Source organism: Streptomyces sp. PsTaAH-137 (assembly GCF_003259365.1).
In the GTDB taxonomy this organism is placed as follows: domain Bacteria; phylum Actinomycetota; class Actinomycetes; order Streptomycetales; family Streptomycetaceae; genus Streptomyces.
On sequence record NZ_QLLY01000017.1, the window covers coordinates 128,765 to 147,228 of the forward strand.

17 protein-coding genes and 1 pseudogene are annotated in these 18,464 nt (G+C 72.6%); 5 read left to right on the forward strand and 13 right to left on the reverse strand.

From position 1 onward, the window contains the following. The first annotated feature begins 129 nt into the window (after positions 1-129). Positions 130-1,194: an alkene reductase gene (locus K377_RS31575; protein WP_111666994.1), complete on the forward strand. Its 1,065-nt coding sequence runs from the start codon at positions 130-132 to the stop codon at positions 1,192-1,194. Positions 1,195-1,284: 90 nt separating this feature from the next. On the opposite strand, the gene thpD is transcribed toward K377_RS31575, so the two are convergent. From thpD to K377_RS31600, 5 genes are all read right to left on the reverse strand, one after another. Next, positions 1,285-2,166 (reverse strand): ectoine hydroxylase, encoded by an 882-nt coding sequence (gene thpD, locus K377_RS31580; RefSeq protein WP_111666995.1) that lies wholly within the window; start codon positions 2,164-2,166, stop codon positions 1,285-1,287. A gap of 5 nt (positions 2,167-2,171) precedes the next feature. After that, positions 2,172-2,570, reverse strand: a complete 399-nt coding sequence (locus tag K377_RS31585) for an ectoine synthase (protein WP_018533388.1) — start codon at positions 2,568-2,570, stop codon at positions 2,172-2,174. 37 nt (positions 2,571-2,607) lie between these two features. Beyond that, the gene (gene ectB / locus K377_RS31590) at positions 2,608-3,879 is read right to left on the reverse strand and encodes a diaminobutyrate--2-oxoglutarate transaminase (RefSeq protein WP_111666996.1); all 1,272 of its coding nucleotides are present in this window, start codon (positions 3,877-3,879) and stop codon (positions 2,608-2,610) included. Between the two features lie 58 nt (positions 3,880-3,937). Further along, positions 3,938-4,462: a diaminobutyrate acetyltransferase gene (gene ectA, locus K377_RS31595; protein WP_111666997.1), complete on the reverse strand. Its 525-nt coding sequence runs from the start codon at positions 4,460-4,462 to the stop codon at positions 3,938-3,940. Positions 4,463-4,835: 373 nt separating this feature from the next. Beyond that, the gene (locus K377_RS31600; protein ID WP_111667085.1) at positions 4,836-5,936 is read right to left on the reverse strand and encodes an alanine--glyoxylate aminotransferase family protein; all 1,101 of its coding nucleotides are present in this window, start codon (positions 5,934-5,936) and stop codon (positions 4,836-4,838) included. A gap of 78 nt (positions 5,937-6,014) precedes the next feature. Between K377_RS31600 and K377_RS31605 the strand changes: the two genes are divergently transcribed. The 3 genes from K377_RS31605 (at position 6,015) to K377_RS31615 (ending at position 9,115) form a co-directional block, all read left to right on the forward strand. After that, a complete protein-coding gene (locus K377_RS31605) occupies positions 6,015-7,109 on the forward strand; it encodes an amidohydrolase family protein (protein ID WP_111666998.1) in 1,095 nt (364 codons plus the stop codon). A 631-nt stretch (positions 7,110-7,740) separates the two neighbouring features. Beyond that, on the forward strand, positions 7,741-8,697 hold the full coding sequence (locus K377_RS31610; RefSeq protein WP_111666999.1) for an SCO1860 family LAETG-anchored protein: 957 nt from the start codon (positions 7,741-7,743) through the stop codon (positions 8,695-8,697). Between the two features lie 52 nt (positions 8,698-8,749). After that, positions 8,750-9,115, forward strand: coding sequence for a group 1 truncated hemoglobin (locus tag K377_RS31615; protein ID WP_111667000.1), 366 nt, complete (start codon positions 8,750-8,752; stop codon positions 9,113-9,115). A gap of 14 nt (positions 9,116-9,129) precedes the next feature. On the opposite strand, the gene cobC is transcribed toward K377_RS31615, so the two are convergent. The 3 genes and pseudogenes from cobC to K377_RS31625 form a co-directional block, all read right to left on the reverse strand. Then, positions 9,130-10,215: an Rv2231c family pyridoxal phosphate-dependent protein CobC gene (gene cobC / locus K377_RS31620; RefSeq protein WP_258395200.1), complete on the reverse strand. Its 1,086-nt coding sequence runs from the start codon at positions 10,213-10,215 to the stop codon at positions 9,130-9,132. Positions 10,216-10,347: 132 nt separating this feature from the next. After that, positions 10,348-10,554 (reverse strand): annotated as a pseudogene (locus K377_RS42485) (CbiX/SirB N-terminal domain-containing protein); the annotation flags it as partial. 104 nt (positions 10,555-10,658) lie between these two features. Then, positions 10,659-11,060, reverse strand: a complete 402-nt coding sequence (locus K377_RS31625) for a cobalamin biosynthesis protein (protein WP_111667002.1) — start codon at positions 11,058-11,060, stop codon at positions 10,659-10,661. A 39-nt stretch (positions 11,061-11,099) separates the two neighbouring features. Here K377_RS31625 and K377_RS31630 point away from each other — a divergent pair, with 39 nt between their 5' ends. Beyond that, positions 11,100-11,831 carry a ZIP family metal transporter gene (locus K377_RS31630; RefSeq protein WP_111667003.1) on the forward strand — a complete coding sequence of 244 codons (732 nt, stop codon included), beginning with the start codon at positions 11,100-11,102 and terminating at the stop codon, positions 11,829-11,831. Between the two features lie 8 nt (positions 11,832-11,839). On the opposite strand, the gene K377_RS31635 is transcribed toward K377_RS31630, so the two are convergent. The 5 genes from K377_RS31635 to K377_RS31655 form a co-directional block, all read right to left on the reverse strand. Next, positions 11,840-13,222, reverse strand: a complete 1,383-nt coding sequence (locus tag K377_RS31635) for a cobyrinate a,c-diamide synthase (protein ID WP_181512686.1) — start codon at positions 13,220-13,222, stop codon at positions 11,840-11,842. Next, positions 13,219-13,827 (reverse strand): cob(I)yrinic acid a,c-diamide adenosyltransferase, encoded by a 609-nt coding sequence (gene cobO / locus K377_RS31640; protein WP_111667005.1) that lies wholly within the window; start codon positions 13,825-13,827, stop codon positions 13,219-13,221. Before cobO ends, K377_RS31635 begins: the two co-directional genes overlap by 4 nt. Continuing rightward, positions 13,827-15,860 (reverse strand): putative cobaltochelatase, encoded by a 2,034-nt coding sequence (locus K377_RS31645; protein WP_111667006.1) that lies wholly within the window; start codon positions 15,858-15,860, stop codon positions 13,827-13,829. Before K377_RS31645 ends, cobO begins: the two co-directional genes overlap by 1 nt. A gap of 109 nt (positions 15,861-15,969) precedes the next feature. Then, positions 15,970-17,481: a cobyric acid synthase gene (locus tag K377_RS31650; RefSeq protein WP_111667007.1), complete on the reverse strand. Its 1,512-nt coding sequence runs from the start codon at positions 17,479-17,481 to the stop codon at positions 15,970-15,972. Then, a complete protein-coding gene (locus tag K377_RS31655; protein ID WP_111667086.1) occupies positions 17,478-18,413 on the reverse strand; it encodes a cobalamin biosynthesis protein in 936 nt (311 codons plus the stop codon). Before K377_RS31655 ends, K377_RS31650 begins: the two co-directional genes overlap by 4 nt. Positions 18,414-18,464 lie beyond the last annotated feature (51 nt).

Below are 18,464 nucleotides of genomic sequence, written 5' to 3' on the forward strand. Positions count from 1 at the left end.
GCCTCGTACGTCTCGCTGTCGAATATTACCTTGGTCGGCCAAGTAATGAGCTACAGTGACATCAGCGCAATTGATTGGCCGACCACATATTTCTGTGGCGGACCCGTACCGATGTTGATCGGAGCAGTCATGACCACCGCTTTCGACCCGTTCGACCTTCCCGGCACCCGGCTCGCCAACCGCATCGTGATGGCCCCGATGACCCGCAGCAGGGCCGGAACCGGCGGTACCGCCACCGAGCTGACGGCCGAGTACTACGCGCAGCGCGCCTCCGCGGGCCTGATCATCACCGAGGGCATCCAGCCCTCCGCGGTGGGCCAGGGTTATGCCTGGACCCCCGGCCTGCACAGTGCCGAGCAGATAGCGTCCTGGCGCAAGGTCACCGACGCCGTGCACGCGGCGGGCGGCACGGTCTTCGCCCAGATCATGCACGCGGGCCGGATCAGCCACCCGTCGTTGCAGCCGGAGGGCGGCCTGCCGGTGGCGCCGTCCGCGGTCGCCCCCGAGGGCAAGGCCTTCACGAACGACGGTTTCCAGGACTTCGTCGCGCCGCGGGAGCTGACCGGCGACGAGGTCCGCGCCACGATCGCCGACTACGCCACGGCCGCGAGGAACGCGATCGAGGCCGGGTTCGACGGCATCGAACTGCACGGTGCCAACGGCTACTTGATCCACCAGTTCCTCACCCCGGGCTCCAACGAGCGCACCGACGAGTGGGGCGGCAGCGTCGAGAACCGGATCCGGTTCGCCGTCGAGACGGTCAAGGCCGTCGCCGAGGCCATCGGCCCCGAGCGCACCGCGCTGCGCGTCTCGCCGCTGAACCCGTACAACTCGATGCCGGGCACCGACACCGCCGAGACCTACCAGGCGCTGGTCGCCGAGATCGAGCCGCTCGGCCTCGCCTACCTGCACGTCCTGGAGGCCACCGCGGACGCCCGCGAGGTCACCACCGACCTGCGCAAGCGGTTCACCGGCCCGTTCTTCCTCAACGCATTCACCGCGACCCCGACCGACCACACCGCCCTCGGCCTGATCGAGGACGGCCTCGCCGACGTCCTCACCTTCGGCGCCCTGTTCCTCGCCAACCCGGACCTGCCGGCCCGGCTGCGCACCGAGGGCCCCTACAACACCCCGGACGGATCCTCCTTCTTCGGCGGCGACGCGCAGGGATACACGGACTACCCCGCCCTGTGACACACCGGTGGGGCGGGACCGTGACCGGTCCCGCCCCACTCATGCGCGTACGGCATTCATCCGCGTACGGCACTCATCCGCGTACGGGGATCACCGCACCGGGGTGAAGTCCCGTGCGCCGATGTAGTCCGGCCGCCGCACGGGCGCCGCGAACGGCTCCACCGCGGTGTTCTCCACGCTGTTGAACACGATGAAGACATTGCTGCGCGGGTACGGGGTGATGTTGTCCCCCGAGCCGTGCATCGCGTTGCAGTCGAACCAGGTGGCCGAGCCCGCCCTGCCGGTGAACAGCTTGATGCCGTGCGCGTCGGCGAACTTGGTCAGCGACTCGTCCGACGGGATGCCCGCGTCCTGCATCTGCAGCGACTTCTTGTAGTTGTCCTCCGGCGTCTCGCCCGCGCAGCCGAGGAACGTCTTGTGCGAGCCGGGCATGATCATGAGCCCGCCGTTGGTGTCGTAGTTCTCCGTCAGCGCGATGGAGACGGACACCGTCCGCATGTTGGCCAGACCGTCCTCGGCGTGCCAGGTCTCGAAGTCCGAGTGCCAGTAGAAGCCACTCGCCCCGAAGCCCGGCTTGACGTTGATCCGCGACTGGTGGACGTAGACGTCCGAGCCGAGGATCTGCCGGGCCCGGTCCACGACGCGCTCGTCGCGGACCAGGTTCGCGAACACCTCGCTGATCTTGTGGATCTCGAAGACCGAGCGGATCTCCTGCGACTTCTTCTCGACGATGGAGCGCTCGTCGGCGCGCATCGCCGGGTCCGAGACGAGGCGGTTCAGCTCGGCCTGGTAGACGCCGATCTCGTCCGGGCCGATCAGTTCGTCGATCGCGAGGAAGCCGTCCCGCTCGAAGGATGCGAGGTCCGACTCGCGGATCGGACCGCGCGTCCCCGGAGCGGACCAGACGACCGGGTCGACACGGGGCGTCGCCACTTCGGAGGCGCCACGGGTCGGATACAGGTCAGTGGTCATCTGGCTCAGCCCTCCTCGGTCAGCAGCGGGTAGACGCCGTTCTCGTCGTGGTCCTCCCGTCCGGTCACCGGCGGGTTGAACACGCACACACAGCGGAAGTCCGTCTTGGGCCGCAGCGTGTGGCGCTCGTGGCCGTTCAGGAGATACATCGTGCCCGGCTCGATCCAGTGCTTCTCGCCGGTCTCCCGGTTCTCGAGCTCGGCCTCGCCCTCGACGCACAGCACGGCCTCGATGTGGTTGGCGTACCACATGTCGGTCTCCGTGCCGGCGTAGAGGATCGTCTCGTGCAAGGAGAAGCCGACCTTCTCCTTGGCCAGGACGATGCGCTTGCTCTCCCAGGTACCGGTCGCCGACTTAATGTGCCGGTCGGTGTTCTCGATCTCCTTGAACGAACGGACAATCACGGTGAGTTGCTGCCTCTCTAGTGTTACTGAATAGGTGTCAGGCCGTCTCGCGCACAGCCCTGGTGAGCGTGCGCAGGCCCTCCTCCAGCTCCTCGGGCGTGATCGTCAGCGCCGGAAGCAGCTTGACGACCTCGCTCTCGGGGCCGGACGTCTCGATGAGCAGGCCGAGCTCGAAGGCGCGCTTGGCGACCTTGCCCGCCCGCTCCTTGTCGCGGAACTCCAGGCCCCACACCAGGCCGCGGCCGCGGTACTCGACGGTGTCCTCGGGGAACTCGTCGCGCAGCGCGTGCAGCGCCTGGTCGATCTGCTCGCCGCGGGCCAGCGTCTGCTTCTCCATCGCGGCGCCGTCGGCCCAGTACGTCTCCAGAGCGGCGGCGGCCGTCACGAACGCGGGGTTGTTGCCGCGGAACGTGCCGTTGTGCTCGCCCGGCTCCCAGACGTCGAGCTCCGGCTTGAACAGGCACAGGGACATAGGGAGTCCGTACCCGCTGATGGACTTCGAAACAGTCACGATGTCCGGTGTGATGCCCGCCTCCTCGAAGGAGAAGAAGGCACCGGTGCGGCCGCAGCCCATCTGGATGTCGTCGACGATCAGCAGCATGTCCCAGCGCTTGCAGACGTCGGCCAGCTTGCGCAGCCACTCGGCGCGGGCCACGTTGATGCCGCCCTCGCCCTGGACCGTCTCGACGATCACGGCGGCGGGCGTGTTCAGGCCCGAGCCGGAGTCCTCCAGGAGCCGCTCGAACCAGATGAAGTCCGGCGTCTGTCCGTCGAGGTAGTTGTCGAACGGCATCGGGGTGCCGTGCACCAGCGGGATGCCGGCGCCGGCCCGCTTGAAGGCGTTGCCGGTCACGGCGAGCGCGCCGAGCGACATGCCGTGGAAGGCGTTCGTGAACGACACGATCGACTCGCGGCCCTTGACCTTGCGGGCCAGCTTCAGCGCGGACTCGACGGCGTTGGTGCCCGTCGGGCCCGGGAACATGACCTTGTAGGGCAGGTCGCGCGGGCGCAGGATGACGTTCTGGAACGTCTCCAGGAAGTTGCGCTTCGCGGACGTCGACATGTCGAGGCCGTGCGTGACGCCGTCCCGCTCGATGTAGTCGATCAGGGCACGTTTCAACACGGGGTTGTTGTGCCCGTAGTTGAGCGATCCGGCGCCCGCGAAGAAGTCCAGGTACTCGTGGCCGTCCTCGTCGTACATGCGGCTGCCCCGGGCCCGGTCGAAGACGGTGGGCCAACCGCGGCAGTAACTGCGCACCTCCGACTCAAGGGTCTCGAAGACGCTCAGGTCCGGCTGGGTGATGGTCACAGAAACAGCTCCTCTGGGGAAGCGAGTGAGGGGGGTTCGCGGTGGGTGGGGATCGGGGTCAGGCGGGAGTGCTGCCGGGGCCGATGGGCCCGATGCGGTACAGCTCCTCGGGCAGGTGCCCGTCGTCCGGGAACAGGCCGGCGTCGAACAGGACCTCACGGGCCACACCGGCGCCGTGCCGGCGCGCGTAGGACAGGAACAGCGCCTGGGACGCCGTGTTGTCCGGGGTGATCGTGGTCTCGACGGTGCTGACCGGCCGCCCGGCGCCCAGGACCTTGGCCGTCAGCCCGTCCAGCAGTTCGCCGGCCAGACCGTGCCCGCGGTGGGCCTCGTCCACGGCGACCTGCCACACCACGAGGGTGCGCGGGCGCTCCGGACGGATGTAGCCGGTGACGAACCCGGCGACCTCGCCCCGCTCGTCGCGGGCCACCACGGAGGTGGCGGCGAAATCACGGCACCAGAGCAGATAGCTGTACGAGGAGTTGAGATCGAGCACCTTCGAGTCACGTGCGATACGCCAGATCGCAGCGCCGTCGGCGACGCCTGGATGGTCGAGCTGGAATTGCGCTTGTGCGGCGGTCATGCGAATTGAATTTACCGGCCTATTTTTTGGATTGCATCCGGGCAAGGGGTTACATGCGCGCTCGATGTGTGTTACCGCGCGCGGGTGGGTGCGCGCATGAACCGGCCGCGCAATATGGCGATTTGCGGCGATGATAAGGGGCAAAACGCTGCCGATGTGGAGTGCGTCACAACGTTGTAACCGGTCCGGCACCCGCCTGAATTACGTCGCTCGGCGTTGTCGAAACCTTAGTGTTTACGCCCGGGAAAACCGGGCAGAAGTCATACGGGAAGCTGCTCCCGTAATTACGTGAAGAATATGTTGAAGAAGAATAAAGAAAAGCGCCGCCCTCATGAAATCCCATGAAGGCGGCGCTGCTTCTGCGTGCGGGGAATTACTGCCAGGCGGCCGCGACCGCCTTGCGCGCACCCTCCAGGTCCACCGAGGCGCCGGCCTCCGCGAGCGCCCCGCCGAGCGCGGCCAGCGAGGACTGCACGACACCGCGCGTGGCCTGCGGGCCGTAGTGGTTGACGCGGATCATCTCCTGCGCGAGCGCGCCGCCGCCCGCGACCAGCGGCAGCACCGGGTCCACGGCGAGCGCCTTCGCGACCAGCTCGCGGGCGTCGACGCCGGCGGGCGCCCGCAGCGTCGTGGCGACCGGCGCGGCGTCCCGCGCCTCGTGGACGTACGGCTCAAGTCCGCCGCCCAGGGCCAGCGTCCCGGCGCGGGTCGCGGCCGCCGCGCTCGCGTGCCGCGCCATCAGCGCGTCGAGCCCCTCGCTCTCGATCCGCTCGACACACGCCTCCAGCGCGAGCATCTCCAGCTGCGCGGGCGCGTGCAGCAGCGCCTTGCGGCCGCCGTCGATCCACCGCTGCTTCCAGTCGAGCAGCGACAGATAGGAGTGGCGCGGCGCCTGCTCGTTGGCGGTCATCCGCTCCCAGGCGCGGGCGCTCACCGACACCGCCGAGACACCGGCCGGGCCGCCCATCGCCTTCTGCGCGCCGATCACGCACAGGTCCACGCCCCACGCGTCGGGCAGCACCGGCTCGGCGGCGACCGAGGCGACGGCGTCCAGGTAGAACAGCGCGCCGTGCTCCCGTACCACCTCGCCGATCTCCGCGACGGGGTTGGTGTTGCCGGTCGCCGCCTCCGCGTGCACCAGCGACACGAAGTCGATCTCGGGGTGCTCGGCGAGCGCCGCCCGCACCTGCTCCGCGGTGACGGCCGTGTGGAAGGGGACCGCCAGATCGTGCACGGCCGCCCCGCAGTCGCGCAGCCAGTCACCGAAGGTCTGCCCGTACGGGCCGGTGATCACGTTCAGGGCGACGGTCCCGGGCGCCGCCGTCCCGCGGATCGCGCCCTCCAGCGGCAGCAGCGCCTCGCCCTGCATGATCACTACATCCTGGGACGTGTCCATCAGCCGGGCCACACGGTCCTCGATGGAGGCGAAATGCTCGGCGCTCAACGGGGCCAGGTCGAGAAACGGATGCGTCACGGTGGTGCTCTCTTCGCTCACGGGTTCGGACAGGATGCCGATGACGAGCGTACCCACCGCGCCTCTAGGCTTCGTTCCATGACCGATGGCGGGGTGCTGCATGTGAAGGGCCGGGTCCTGGCCGGGCCCGACGACGTACGCGACGAGCTGTGGGTGGTCGGGGGCCGCGTCACCTACGACCGCCCGGCCGCGGCCGGGCTCGACGTGACCACGGTCGACGGCTGGGCGCTGCCCGGCCTGGTCGACGCGCACTGCCACGTCGGCCTCGACGCCCACGGCCCGGTCCCCGCCGAGACCGCCGAGAAGCAGGCCCTGACCGACCGCGACGCGGGCACCCTCCTGCTGCGCGACGCGGGCTCGCCCTCCGACACCCGCTGGATCGACGACCGCGAGGACCTGCCGCGCATCATCAGGGCCGGCCGGCACATCGCCCGCACCCGCCGCTACATCCGCAACTACGCGCACGAGATCGAGCCCGAGGACCTCGTCGCGTACGTCGCCCGGGAGGCCCGGCGCGGTGACGGCTGGGTCAAGCTGGTCGGCGACTGGATCGACCGCGGCACCGGGGACCTGAGCGCGTGCTGGCCCCGCGACGCCGTCGGGGCGGCCATCGCCGAGGCGCACCGGCTCGGGGCCCGGGTGACCGCCCACTGCTTCGCCGAGGACTCGCTCCGCGATCTGGTGGAGGCGGGCATCGACTGCATCGAGCACGCCACCGGCCTCACCGACGAACTGATCCCGCTCTTCGCCGAGCGCGGGGTCGCCATCGTCCCGACCCTGGTCAACATCGCCACGTTCCCGGATCTCGCGGCGGGCGGCGAGGGCAAGTTCCCGCGCTGGTCCGCGCACATGCGGCGGCTGTACGAGCGCCGCTACGACACGGTGCGGTCCGCGTACGACGCCGGGATCCCGGTGTTCGTCGGCACCGACGCCGGGGGGTCGCTGGCCCACGGTCTGGTGGCCGGCGAGGTCGCCGAACTGGTCCGCGCCGGTGTCCCCGCGCTCGACGCGCTGTCGGCCACGGCGTGGGGTGCCCGTGCCTGGCTCGGCCGGCCCGGCCTGGAGGAAGGGGCCCCGGCCGACCTGGTGGTGTACGGGGCCGACCCCCGGGCGGACGTGGGCGTTCTGGCTTCGCCGCGCCGGGTGGTGCTCCGCGGCCGCGTGGTGGGCTGACCTCTCCTCGCGCCTGCGTCCCGGCGGGACTTCTCGCGCAGTTCCCCGCGCCCCTTCAAGGGTTGTCGGTCAGGCGCGCCACCGTCGTGGCTGGTCGCGCAGTTCCCCGCGCCCCTGAAGGCATGCGCTGCGCGCAACCTTCCCCTGGGGCTGCGCTCCGCGCGCCTCTTGATGGGGGCAGGGGTGGCGCGCGTCTTTGATGAGATGGCGCACGAAGTGCGCATCTCAGGGGCGCGGGGAACTGCGCGACCAGCCCCCACCGGCCCCCACCCGAGCGACAACCCGTCCCCCCGGCGCCGTGGTTGACACGCAGCGTGACCTGCGGGGCAATGTGCTCGTTGCACACACATTTGGCGCGCCCGCGCGGCCCACCGGCGGACCCCCGGCGCGCGGGTGACAAGAGGGACGCCAGGGAACAACAGCGCCATCAGATTCGAAGACCTGCGCGGAAACCCCCCTTTGGAGTGAACTCACGCCTGGTTGCTGCCTGTTCACTCTCAGTGCGTAAAGATTCCCTCGTCGGCGACGGTGACCGGCGCGGTGCCGTGGGATGTCCCCGTGACACGGCCCGCCCCGCCCGCCGCCGACGCCCTGTCCCGTTTCCGCAGTCACCCCTGGGGGTCTTTCCAGCATGTCCAGCACCAGCAACACCGTCTCCCGTCGCACCCGCCGCCTCGCCGTGACGGCGACCGCCGCCGTCCTCGCCGTCGGACCCGCGATGCTCGCGACCGCGGGCCCGGCGGCGGCCACCGGCGACCACGGCGGCAAGGCCGGCGCGGTGGTCCTGCGCACGGGCCTGGACGTCTCGCTCCTGAACAAGACGGTGAACGTGCCGCTGAGGCTCGCGCTCAACGAGGTGCAGGCCCCCGCGAGCGCCGAGAAGACCGCGCTGACCGCCCGCCTGGACGGCGTCGACGGCGGCCAGCCGTTCAGCGTGCTGCGCGCCGACGTGGCCAAGGCCAGGGCCACCGTGGACGACAAGAAGGCGGAGGGCTTCACGCAGCTCGTCCATGCCAAGGTCCACGTCCCCGGCCTGCCCCTGCTCTCCCTCATCGAGGTCGACCAGGTCACGTCCAAGGCGCTGTGCGAGGCGGGCAAGAAGCCGGTCGCGGAATCGAACCTGCTGGGCTCGGTCACCGTGCTCGGCAAGAAGGTCACCCTGACGACGGGCGGCACGACCCGCGTCGATGTCCCGCAGGTCGGCGAGGTCTCCCTCGCCCTGTCCGAGACCTCCACCACGTCGACCACGGCGGCCGCGTCGGCCCTGCACCTCAAGGTCTCGGTGAACCCCCTGAAGCTGAACGTGGCCGAGGTCAACGGCGAGGTCACCCTCGCCGGCGCCACCTGCACCGCGCCCAAGGCGGCCCCGGCGGAGGACCCGAAGCCCCAGGGCGGCACGCCGGAGAAGCCGGTCGAGGCGGCACCGGTCGAGAACAAGGCGGAGCCCAAGACGGAGACCAAGGCCGACCTGGCGGAGACCGGCGGCAACTCGAACACGCCGTACATCGCGGGCGGCGCGATCGTGCTGCTCGTCGCGGGCGGCGGCGCGGTCGCGATGGCCCGCAAGGGACGCCGTTCGCGCGCGTAGCACCTGTCACAGCGGTACCGAATGTCCGGTTCCGCAGATACGTTCGATTGCCATGAGTGACTCGAGTGTCTACGAGGCGGTGGGCGGCGCCCCCGCGGTGGCGGCCGTGGTCGACCTCTTCTATGCCAAGGTCCTGGCGGACGACGACCTGTCGCCGCACTTCCGCACCACCGACCTCCCGACACTGAAGGCCCATCAGCGGGCCTTCATCGCCACGGCGCTGGGCGGCCCCGAGACGTACCGGGGCCGCCCGCTCGACGAGGCGCACGCCCGGCTCGGCCTGACCGGGGCGGACTTCGACCGCGTGGTCACCCACCTCGCCGGCTCCCTGACGGAGGCGGGCGTGGAACAGCCGCTCATCGCCGAGATCGCGGCCCGCCTGACCCCGCTCAAGCAGCAGATCGTGCAGGACGAGTAGCGCGCCGCCGGTCCTTACGCCAGTACCTCGCGCAGTGCCGCGACGAACGCCGCGCTGGTCCGCCGGTCCCGCACGGCCACCCGCAGCCAGTCCCGCCCGAGCCCCGGGAACGTGTCGCCGCGCCGCACCGCGAAGCCGGCCGCCCGCAGCCGCTCCCGCACCCCGGCCGCGTCCGGTACCCGCACGAGCAGGAAGGGCGCCTGCGCGGGACCGGCCACGCGCACCCCGAAGGCCGCCAACTCCCCGAGCAGGTCGATCAGATGGGCCCGGTCGTCCGCGATGTCCCGCGCCGCGGCCTCCGCCTCGGCGACCCCGCGCGCCGACACGCACGCCTCGGCCGCGACCAGCGCGGGCGACGACACCGGCCACAGCGGCTGCGCCCGCTCCAGCGCCGCCACGACGTCCGGCGCGGCCAGCACATACCCGATGCGCAGCCCCGCGAGCCCCCATGTCTTCGTCAGGCTCCGCAGCACCACGAGACCCGGCACGTCCGTCCGCCCGGCAAGGGACTCCCGCTCGCCCGGCACCGCGTCCATGAACGCCTCGTCCACGACGAGCACCCGGCCGGGCCGCGCGAGCCGCGCCACCGTGTCGGCGGGATGCAGCACCGAGGTCGGATTGGTCGGATTGCCGAGCACGACGAGATCCGCGTCGCCCGGCACCCGGGCGGGATCGAGCCGGAACCCGTCCTCCTCCGGCAGCAGCACCCGGCGCACCGCGTGCCCGGCGTCCCGCAGCGCCGCCTCCGGCTCCGTGAACTGCGGATGGACCACCACCGGCCGCCGCACCCCGAGCGCCCGCGCGAGCAGCACGAACGCCTCCGCCGCGCCCGACGTCAGCAGCACCCGCTCCGCCGGGACCCCGTGCCGCGCCGCCACCGCCGCCCGTGCCGCCCGGCCGTCCGGATAGGCCGCGAGCCCCTCCAGCGCGCCGCCGATGTGCTCCCGCAGCCACAACGGTGGCGTGCCCGTACGGACGTTCACCGCGAGATCCGTCAACTTCTCGCCCTCGTCGCGGACTTCGGCGTCCCCGTGATGGCGCAGATCGGGCCCGTCGCCCTCGCCGTCCGCGCCCGGCACCTCCGGCGCCTCGCACCGCACCACCGTCACCTCCGGATGCGCGGCGCTCCACCCGTCGGCCTGCGCCCGGCAGCGCCCCGCCACCGACGCCTCGTAGGGCAGCAGGACGACGCGCCGCGCCCCGAGCGCCGTACACCGGTCGAGCCCCGCGGGCACATCGGGTGCGGCGCCCGACACGAACGCCGTCTCCACGCCCGCGTAACCGCTTCCCTCCCACAACAGCCGCGCGGTGGCGGCGAGTTCGGCGTTCACGGCCGGATCGGGCGAACCGTGCCCGACGAGCAGCACGGTCACGTCGGCCCGGTCGTGCGGGGTGCGGACGCCGGTGCCGGGGCCGGCGGATTCGTCGAGCCGCCGCATCAGCGCGGCGAGCAGGGCCGGGGGAGGGGTGAGCACGGGACGGACTCCTAGCGGGTACGGACAGGACGGGCGTGCGAAGGGGGAAGGCGGGGGAGATCCGGACCCTACCCGGCGCGTGCCAGCGCGAACGTCACCCTCCCGCGCCCCCCGCCGGTGCCGCGCGCCGTCCTCTTGGGAACCAGCAGCTCACCCCCGGCGGCGAGCGCGGCCGCCTCCGCGACGGACGGTGTTCCCACGGCGCTCCGTGCCCCTTCCGAGGGGTGCGGGACCGGTACGGCGGCCAAACGCGCCGCCGGATACGTCACGAGCTCCACCCCGAGCAGCGCGGCGGCCCGCACGATCCCCGGCTCCCGCCCCTTCGCCTCGACCGTGGCGAGTGCGATCAGCGCGCCGGGGGCGGCCCCGGCCTCGGCCAGCACCTCCCCGACCAGGGCCAGCACCTCGTCGGCGGTGACTCCGGCCCGGGCCCCGACCCCGCCGACGAGCCGGTCCGGGCCACAGGTCATGATGTGCGTCTCGGGGGTCGGATGAGTTAGCAAGGGCTTATGGCGGTGTTCGTGGCGCTCGGCGCCTTTCTGATGACCCTCATCGGCGGCTGGACCGCGCAGAGGGTCACCGACCGGCGCCATCTGGTGCTGGGGCTCGCGGGCGGTCTCATGCTCGGCGTGGTCGGTCTCGACCTGCTGCCGGAGGCCCTGGAAGCGGCGGGCGGGCCGGTCTTCGGCGTGCCCGCGGCGCTGCTGCTGTTCGTCGCGGGGTTCCTCGGCGCACACGTCCTGGAACACCTCCTCGCCCAGCGGAAGGCCGCCCACGGCGCCGCCGAGAGCGAGAACGGCCGGGTGCCCGAGGTGGGCCTGACGGCCGCGTCCGCGATGGTCGGGCACAGCCTGATGGACGGCATGGCGATCGGCGCCGCGATCCAGGTGGGCGGCGGGATGGGCCTCGCTGTGGCGCTCGCGGTCATCGCCCACGACTTCGCCGACGGCTTCAACACGTACACGCTCACCCGGCTGTACGGGAACGCCCGCCGCAAGGCGCTGATGATGCTGTTCGCCGACGCGGCGGCCCCCGTGGTGGGCGCCGCGTCCACGCTCCTGTTCACCATTCCGGAGCAATTGCTCGGCGGCTATCTGGGCTTCTTCGGCGGTGTCCTGCTGTACCTGGCCGCCGCCGAGATCCTGCCCGAGGCCCACCACGACCACCCGGCCCGCTCGACCCTGGCCGCCACCGTGGCGGGCGCGGCCTTCATCTGGCTCGTGGTGGGCATCGCGGGCTGAGCCGCCGCTCACCGCAGACACCGCTCCACCAGCCGGTGGGCGATGTCCGGCAGCGCCGCCCAGTGCGTGTGCAGATAGCTGGCGTGCACGCCCTGCTGCACGAACCCCTCGACGCGCGGAGCGGGCAGCCGCATGCCCCACGCGGGCGCCGGGCCCGCGCCCGGTTCGAGGACGGTGCGGTGGAACTCGTGGCCGCGCATCCGGGTCCCCGCCGGGGCCAGCACGCTGTCGCCGATCGCGACCGCGTCCCGGTAGCCGAGCGTGAGCCTGCCGGACATCCGGGCGTCGGCCTCCAGGACCCCGCACATCGCCCTGCCGTCGAGGGAGCGGGCCAGGTACAGCAGGCCCGCGCACTCCGCGACAACCGGGGCGCCGGTGCCGGCCAGCGCGGCCACCTCCTTGCGGAGCTGTTCGTTGGCCGACAGGTCCGGGGCGTACACCTCGGGGAAGCCGCCGCCGATGACCAGCGCCGCGGTGCCCTCCGGGAGGCGTTCGTCGTTCAGGGGGTCGAAGGTGGCGACCTCCGCGCCGGCCGCCTCCAGGAGTTCCGTGTGTTCCGCGTAGGAGAAGGTGAAGGCTGCGCCTCCTGCCACAGCCACGACCGGTTTCGTGGGCGTGTGCGGGTGCGTCGTGGCTGGTCGCGCAGTTCCCCGCGCCCCTGGGTCAGCTGCCTGCCAGGCCTCCTCGAACAGTGGCGGGGCGGTGCGGGCCAGGGCCAGCAAGCCCTCCAGGTCGCAGCCCTCCCTGACCATCGCCGCCGACGCCCGTACCGAGTCGAGGGCCTCCGTGCTGCGCTCCGCCACCGGGACCAGGCCCAGGTGGCGGGACGGGGTGGCGACCTGCGGGGTGCGGTGGAGGGCGCCGTAGACCGGGACGCCCACCTCGTCCAGCGCCTCGCGCAGCAACTGCTCGTGGCGCTCGGAGCCGACCTTGTTGAGGATGACGCCCGCGAGGCGCACCTCCGGGTCGAACGACGCGAAGCCGTGCACCAGCGCCGCCACCGACCGCGACTGCGACGACGCGTCCACCACGAGCACGACCGGCGCCTTGAGCAGCTTCGCGACATGCGCCGTCGACGCCAGCTCACCCGCGCCCGAGACACCGTCGAACAGTCCCATCACGCCTTCGACGACGGCGAGTTCACAGCCCGCGGCGCCGTGCGCGAACAGCGGCGCGACCAGTTCGGGGCCGCACATGTACGCGTCCAGGTTGCGGCCCGGACGGCCCGTCGCGAGGGCGTGGTAGCCCGGGTCGATGTAGTCGGGGCCCACCTTGTGCGGGGACACCGCGAGGCCGCGCTCGGCGAACGCGGCCATCAGGCCCGTCGCCACCGTCGTCTTGCCGGACCCGGAGGCCGGCGCGGCGACGACGAGCCGGGGGACGTTTCTCACCACTCGATGCCTCGCTGGCCCTTCTGACCCGCGTCCATCGGGTGCTTCACCTTCGACATGTCGGTCACGAGATCCGCGAACTCGACCAGCTTCTCCGGGGCGTTGCGGCCCGTGATCACCACGTGTTGGGTGCCGGGCCGGTCGCGCAGCACCCGCACGACCTCGTCCACGTCGATCCAGCCCCAGTGCAGCGGGTAGGCGAACTCGTCGAGCACGTACAGCTTGTACGTCTCGGCGGCCAGGTCCCGCTTGACCTGCTCCCAGCCCTCGCGGGCCTTCTCCTCGTTGTCGGAGTTGTCGCCGTGAAGGTCCCGCTGGACCCAGGACCAGCCCTCGCCCATCTTGTGCCAGTCGACGGTGCCGCCCTCGCCGGAGGCGCCGAGCACCTTCAGCGCGTTCTCCTCGCCGACCTTCCACTTCGCCGACTTGACGAACTGGAACACCCCGATCGGCCAGCCCTGGTTCCAGGCGCGCAGCGCGAGCCCGAAGGCGGCCGTCGACTTGCCCTTGCCGATGCCCGTGTGCACGAACACCAGCGGACGGTTGCGACGCTGACGGGTCGTCAGCCCGTCGTCCGGTACGACACTCGGCTGTCCCTGCGGCATCAGGCGGCCCTCCTGCTGGTGGTGTGGTTTCCCTGTACGTCCTTGACGAGCCCGGCGATCGAGTCCGCGCGCAGCTCGTCCAGCGTCACGGCCTGTCCGCCGAGCCGGGCGGCCAGCTCCCCGGCGAGCCCGAGCCGCACCATGCCGCTCTCGCAGTCCACGACCACGGCGGCGGTGCCCTCGGCGGCGTGCAGCCCGGCCGCCCGTCCGGCCAGTTGGACCGGCTCGGGCCCGCCGGTGGCCCGCCCGTCGGTCACGACGACGAGCAGCGGCCGCCGCGCCGGGTCCCGCAGTCGCTCCACGCGCAGCACCTCGTGCGCCTTGAGCAGCCCGGCGGCCAGCGGTGTGCGCCCGCCCGTCGGCAGCGATTCGAGGCGGGCCGCGGCGGCGTCCACGCTGGACGTCGGCGGCAGCGCCACTTCGGCGCCCGTCCCGCGGAAGGTCACGAGCCCCACCTTGTCCCGCCGCTGATAGGCGTCGAGGAGCAGCGAGAGCACCGCGCCCTTCACGGCGCCCATCCGCTTGCGGGCCGCCATCGAACCGGAGGCGTCGACCACGAACAGCACGAGGTTGCCCTCGCGGCCCTCCCGGGTCGCCTGCCGCAGATCGTCCCGGCGCACGACGAGCCCCGGACCGCTGCGGCCCCGCGCCCGCTGATGCGGTGCGGCCGCCTGCACGGTGGCCGCCAGATGCAGCTTGGTCAGATTCCCCCGGGGGCGTACGGAGCCCGTGGTGCGGCCGTGCTCGGTGCGCGCCCGGGATCGCCGCCCGGCCGCGCCCTCGCCCAGCCCCGGCACGCTCAGCATCTTCGTACGGAACGGCTCACCGGCCGACACGGCCCGCTGCTCCCGGGGCGCCCCGGCGCCCGGCGCGGGCGGCGCCTCGGCGGGGGCCTCCTCGGCCGCGCCGCCGTCGTCCGCCGGATCGCCCTGCGGCGGAACCCCGCCACCGCCACCGCCGCCACCGTCGTTGTCGGGCCCGTTCGGCTCCGGGTCCGGGTCCGGCTCGTCGTCCGGCCGGTCCGGGCCGAACTCGTCCAGCGTCTCGTCGAGCTTGTCCTCGTCGAGCCCCGGCGCGTCGAACGGGTTGCGCCGCCTGCGGTGCGGCAGCGCGAGCAGCGCGGCCTGCCGCACGTCCTCGGACAGCACCTCGGTGCGCCCGGCCCACGCGGCGAGCGCGGTTGCGGTCCGCGCCATCACGATGTCCGCGCGCATGCCGTCCACCTCGAACGCGGCACAGGTCGCCGCGATCTGCGTCAACGCGTCGTCCCCGAGCCGCACTTCGGGCAGCAGGGCGCGGGCCGCGACGATCCGCGCCCGCACCTCGGCCTCCTCGCCGGCCCACTGCGCGGCGAAGGCGTCGGGGGCGTCGTCGTAGGCGAGCCGCCGCTTCACGACCTCGACGCGCTGCGCCGGCTCCCGGGACGCGGCGACCTCCACGGTCAGCCCGAACCGGTCGAGCAACTGCGGCCGCAGTTCGCCCTCTTCGGGGTTCATGGTCCCCACGAGGAGGAAGCGCGCCGCGTGCCGTACGGAGACGCCCTCGCGCTCCACGTACGAGGCGCCCATGGCGGCGGCGTCGAGCAGCAGGTCCACGAGGTGGTCGTGCAGCAGATTTACCTCGTCGACGTACAGGATCCCGCGGTGCGCGTCGGCGAGCAGCCCCGGCTCGAAGGCCTTCACGCCCTCGGCGAGCGCCCGCTCGATGTCGAGCGCGCCGACGAGCCGGTCCTCGGAGGCGCCGACCGGCAACTCGACCATCCTGGCGGCCCGTTCGCCCCCGCCACCGTCCTCGTGCGGCCCGTCCGGGCACTCCGGGTCGGGACGCGCGGGATCACAGGAGAACCGGCACCCGGTGACGACCTCGACCCCCGGCATCAGGGCGGAAAGGGCCCGCACGGCAGTGGACTTGGCGGTCCCCTTCTCTCCCCGCACGAGCACACCCCCGACGGCGGGCGACACGGCGTTGAGCAGAAGAGCAAGCCGCAGGTCATCCTGCCCGACGACGGCGGTGAACGGATAAGGGGTGGCCATCAGCGTTGATCCTCCGTTGACTTGAGGCGCCCCGTCAGGGGCGCGGGACAGTGTCGATGTGCGGCTTCGCCGCGGGGCGCGAGAAGCCCCCGTGAGCCCCACCCGGCTCTCACGACGGCGCTCCAGGGGGCACGAACGGCAGCCCGATCGGCGCGCCCCCCTCGATCAGCCGCCACAACGCATCCGTATCGGCAGCCCGCTCGATCAGATCCCCGAGCCGATCGAGCTGTTCCTCCCGCAGCGCCGCGAACGACGTGTCCGGCGCCGGAACGAACCGCCGCCCGCTCGCCGCCGCGACCTCCCGCAAGAACGCCCGCCGGAAATCGTCCGACTCCAGCGACCCGTGCCAGTGCGTCCCCCACACGGCCCCCACCCGGCACCCGTCCAGGAAGGCGTCCCCGCCCAGGACTTCGGCGACCCCGTGATGGATCTCGTACCCCTCGACGGACGAGCCGAGGGCCTCGCCCACCGGCCGGGCGAGGGTCTTCTCGGCGGCGAACCGCACCCGTACGGGCAGCAGCCCGAGCCCGTCGACGACCCCGGCCCGCGACTCGACCTCGTCCTCGATGCGTTCGCCGAGCACCTGGAAGCCGCCGCAGATGCCCAGCACCGGCCGCCCTTCCGCGGCCCGCCGGGCCAGCGCGTCCGCGAGCCCGCGCTCGCGCAGCCACTCCAGCGCCTTCACGGTCCCGCGCGTGCCCGGCACCACCACCAGATCGGCGTCGACGAGCTCCTCGGCCCGGTCCACGAACCGCACGACGACACCCGGCTCGGCGGCCAGCGCGTCCACGTCGGTGAAGTTCGACATCAGCGGCACCGCGCACACGGCGACCCGCAGCACGTCCTCGCCCACCGGCGGCGCGACCACGGACTCCCGCACGGTGCCCCGCAGGGAGACCCGCAGCCCGTCCTCCTCGTCGATACCGAGGCCGTGCTGATACGGCAGAACGCCGTAAGTGTCGCGCCCGGTCAGGGACTTGAGCATGTCGAGGCCCGGCTGGAGCAGGCTCACGTCACCGCGGAACTTGTTGACCAGATACCCGGCGAGCAGTTCCTGGTCCTCCGGCGCGAGCAGCGCCGTCGTCCCGAAGAACGAGGCGAAGACCCCGCCCCGGTCGATGTCCCCGACCACGAGCACCGGCAGCCGCGCGGCCCGCGCGACGCCCATGTTCACGATGTCGGTGCGCCGCAGATTGATCTCGGCGGGCGAGCCCGCGCCTTCACAGATCACAGCGTCATGACTGCCCCGCAGTTCCTCCAGGCACCCCACCACGGTGTCCAGCAGCGCCTCCTGCCGCGACCCGTGATAGCCCCGCGCGCTCATCTCGCCAACCGGCCTGCCCATCAGCACGACCTGGCTGCTGCGGTCGCTGCCGGGCTTGAGCAGCACCGGATTCATCAGCGCGGTCGGCTCGACCCGGGCGGCCTGCGCCTGCATCGCCTGCGCACGCCCGATCTCGGCGCCCTCGCGCGTGACGAACGAATTGAGGGACATGTTCTGCCCCTTGAACGGCGCGACCTTCACGCCCTGCCGCACCAGCCACCTGCAGATCCCGGCGGTGACGACACTCTTGCCCGCGTCCGAGGTGGTCCCCGCCACCAGCAGCCCGCCCCGGTTCATCGACGACCCCACAGCAACCGCCCGCCCACACAGACTCCCAGCGCCAGCACACTCACCCGCCGCGACAACCGCGCGGCCCGTTCCACATCGGCCACCCGGACCGCACGCCCCGCCCCGTTCAGCACCGGCCGGTGCTCGACCCGGCCCGCGTACGACAGGGTGCCGCCGAGCCGCACCCCGAGCGCCCCCGCGAAGGAGGCCTCGACGACCCCGGCGTTGGGACTCGGGTGCTGTCCGGCGTCCGTCCGCCACGCGGCCAGCGCGGCGCGGGGCCGGCCGCCGGCGAGGACGGCGAGGGCGCCGGTGAGCCGGGCCCCCGGCCAGCCCGCGACATCGTCGAGGCGCGCGGACGCCCAGCCGAACCGGCGGTACTTCACGGACTTGTGCCCGACCATCGCGTCGAGCGTGTTCACGGCGCGGAAGGCGAGCAGCCCCGGCACCCCGCCGACGGCGCCCCACACCAGCGCGCCCACCACGGCGTCGGAGGTGTTCTCGGCGACCGACTCGACGACGCCCCGGGCGATCCCGTCCGCGTCCAGGCTCTGCGGGTCGCGCCCGCACAATCGCGGCAGCAGTTCCCGCGCCAGCTCCACGTCCCCGGCCTCCAGCGCGGAGCCGACCGCCCGCGCCTCCCGGCCCAGCGAGGTCCCGCCGACCACGGCCCAGGTCGCGGCGGCGGTCAGCGCGGCGGCGGCGGCGGGGGAGCGGCGTACGGCACGGGAGGCGGCGGCGCCCAGGGCGGCGGCGCCACCGGCGCACACCAGCGTGTGCAGCGCGCCCCAGCCGCGGTGGTCCCGCCACAGCACCCGCTCGACAGTGCTCGCGGCCCGCCCGAACCCGGCGACGGGGTGCCCACGGCGCGGGTCACCGACGAGCAGATCGCTCAACAGTCCTGCGGCGGCCCCGTACGCGAACACGCGCCCGGGCCGCATGACGCCGCGCGGGGCGAACATGGCGGTAGTTGTCCTCACTCAGGGTGTCCA

What these genes read in the sequence shown, in the direction of transcription:
- K377_RS31575 (WP_111666994.1), top strand. Translation starts at nt 130, where the DNA reads ATGACCACCGCTTTCGACCCGTTCGACCTTCCCGGCACCCGGCTCGCC.
- thpD (WP_111666995.1), bottom strand. Translation starts at nt 2,166, where the DNA reads ATGACCACTGACCTGTATCCGACCCGTGGCGCCTCCGAAGTGGCGACG.
- ectA (WP_111666997.1), bottom strand. Translation starts at nt 4,462, where the DNA reads ATGACCGCCGCACAAGCGCAATTCCAGCTCGACCATCCAGGCGTCGCC.
- K377_RS31605 (WP_111666998.1), top strand. Translation starts at nt 6,015, where the DNA reads ATGACCGATGGCGGGGTGCTGCATGTGAAGGGCCGGGTCCTGGCCGGG.
- K377_RS31610 (WP_111666999.1), top strand. Translation starts at nt 7,741, where the DNA reads ATGTCCAGCACCAGCAACACCGTCTCCCGTCGCACCCGCCGCCTCGCC.
- K377_RS31615 (WP_111667000.1), top strand. Translation starts at nt 8,750, where the DNA reads ATGAGTGACTCGAGTGTCTACGAGGCGGTGGGCGGCGCCCCCGCGGTG.
- K377_RS31625 (WP_111667002.1), bottom strand. Translation starts at nt 11,060, where the DNA reads ATGACCTGTGGCCCGGACCGGCTCGTCGGCGGGGTCGGGGCCCGGGCC.
- K377_RS31630 (WP_111667003.1), top strand. Translation starts at nt 11,100, where the DNA reads ATGGCGGTGTTCGTGGCGCTCGGCGCCTTTCTGATGACCCTCATCGGC.
- cobO (WP_111667005.1), bottom strand. Translation starts at nt 13,827, where the DNA reads ATGCCGCAGGGACAGCCGAGTGTCGTACCGGACGACGGGCTGACGACC.
- K377_RS31645 (WP_111667006.1), bottom strand. Translation starts at nt 15,860, where the DNA reads ATGGCCACCCCTTATCCGTTCACCGCCGTCGTCGGGCAGGATGACCTG.
- K377_RS31650 (WP_111667007.1), bottom strand. Translation starts at nt 17,481, where the DNA reads ATGAACCGGGGCGGGCTGCTGGTGGCGGGGACCACCTCGGACGCGGGC.
- K377_RS31655 (WP_111667086.1), bottom strand. Translation starts at nt 18,413, where the DNA reads ATGCGGCCCGGGCGCGTGTTCGCGTACGGGGCCGCCGCAGGACTGTTG.